This is a genomic window from Eggerthella sp. AM16-19 (assembly GCF_003474385.1).
Taxonomy (GTDB): domain Bacteria; phylum Actinomycetota; class Coriobacteriia; order Coriobacteriales; family Eggerthellaceae; genus Senegalimassilia.
Genome location: NZ_QUCY01000051.1, coordinates 1 through 1,569 on the forward strand (window position 1 = coordinate 1; position 1,569 = coordinate 1,569).

Consider the following 1,569-nt stretch of genomic DNA (forward strand, 5'->3'; position numbering starts at 1 on the left):
AGACCAGCTATGAGTAGTCAAGACCCGTAAGACAAGTTTTCTAGAGAGTATTTAGTTGTTGGATTTCGCACTTTGACAGCTTCATATCGAATCATTCAGAACGCGATGCGAGCCCGGGGCTCTTCGTGACATTCGGGTCGTAGGGTTCCTGCTTGGACAGCACGGCGTAGATCACGTGGACGAGCTTGCGGGCGACCGCGACGAGCGCCTCGCGGTGGGATTTGCCGTCGCCGCGCTTTTTCGCGTAGTAGTCGTAGAACGGCGACTTCAGCTTCAGCTGGGCCATCGCCGCCAGGTACAGGGCGCGGCGCAGGTAGGGGGAGCCCTGCTTGGTGATGTGGTTTTCTTCGGAGGAGAACTTGCCCGACTGGCTGATCGAGGGGTTGATCCCCGCGTACTTCACGATAGAGGAGGCGTTGCGGAAGCGGCGCACGTCGCCGATCTCGGACACGATCTGCGCGCCGAGCGCGTGTCCGATACCCGGTATGGTGAGGATGAGCGGCTCGACCTCCTCGATGCCCGCCCGTATCCTGGCCTCGACCTCGGATACCTGGCCTTCTATGAAGTCTATCTGGCCTATGAGCAGCTTAATCTGGAAGGAGAAGGCCGACGTCGCAAGGCCGATGCCGCACGAGGCCTTGGCGATGCCCTTTATCTCGTCCGCCTTCGCGCGGCCGAGCTTGCCATGGCTCGCCCGCTCGAGGGTCTTGGCCAAAGAGTCTGCCCTGACGGCCAGGCACTCCTCGGGAGTCGGGCACCTCTTGAGGAACGCCTTCGAGCTCTCGCCGAAGGTGTCGGAGAAGACGGAGTCGTACTCGGGGAACACCTGGTCGAGCGCCACGATAACCTGGCGCTTCAAGTCGGCCACGCTCTCCTTGAGCGCCTGGTGCAGGCGCGTGAGCTGCCGCAGCTCGATCATCGCCTCGTCTCCCAGCCTGCTCGGCTGGAAGCCGCCGCAGCGAAGCGTCTCCGCCACGAGCACGCAGTCGACGATGTCGGTCTTCACGCGCGAGCTTCCCTTGAAGCGCCGCATCGCATCGGTCCGCATGGGGTTCACCACGACGACGGCGTAGCCCGCATCCTGCAGCCGGCAGAAGAGCGGCAGCCAGTAGTGGCCGGTCGCCTCCATGCCCACCAGCAGGTCGGACTTCGACTCGGCGAGCCCTTCCAAGTAGGCGATGCAGCGGTCGAACCCGCCAGCGGAGTTTGCGAACTTCATGGGCTTCGATGCGTCGCGCCCGTGTTCGTCGGTCGCCCCTACGACGTGGGCGTTTTTGGCGATGTCTATCCCGGCGTAGATCATAGGTCCCGCCCTTCCGTACATGGCAGGCCCCTGCTCACCAAACGGGCTCGCAACCTCCTGTAAGAGACACGGGGTAGCCTTCGGTCAAGGCTCCGCCATCCAGCTAATCCGCGAACCGCCCCGAATGGGGCAGGCTGTCAGTCTCTTTCGCGGGGTCCGAATACGCCCCAGGGCACATGCCGACATACCTGCCCGGCCAGTAACTGCATCGCATTCTGAATGGTTCGATTGAAACAGTCAAAACGCGATAAGAAGATAGTAGGAGG

At 62.2% G+C, this 1,569-nt stretch carries 1 protein-coding gene; it reads right to left on the reverse strand.

The window, feature by feature from the left end; all coding sequences use genetic code 11:
* Window positions 1–91: 91 nt before the first annotated feature.
* Window positions 92–1,303 carry an IS110 family RNA-guided transposase gene (locus tag DW178_RS11070; protein WP_158574199.1) on the reverse strand — a complete coding sequence of 404 codons (1,212 nt, stop codon included), beginning with the start codon at window positions 1,301–1,303 and terminating at the stop codon, window positions 92–94.
* Window positions 1,304–1,569: the final 266 nt, after the last annotated feature.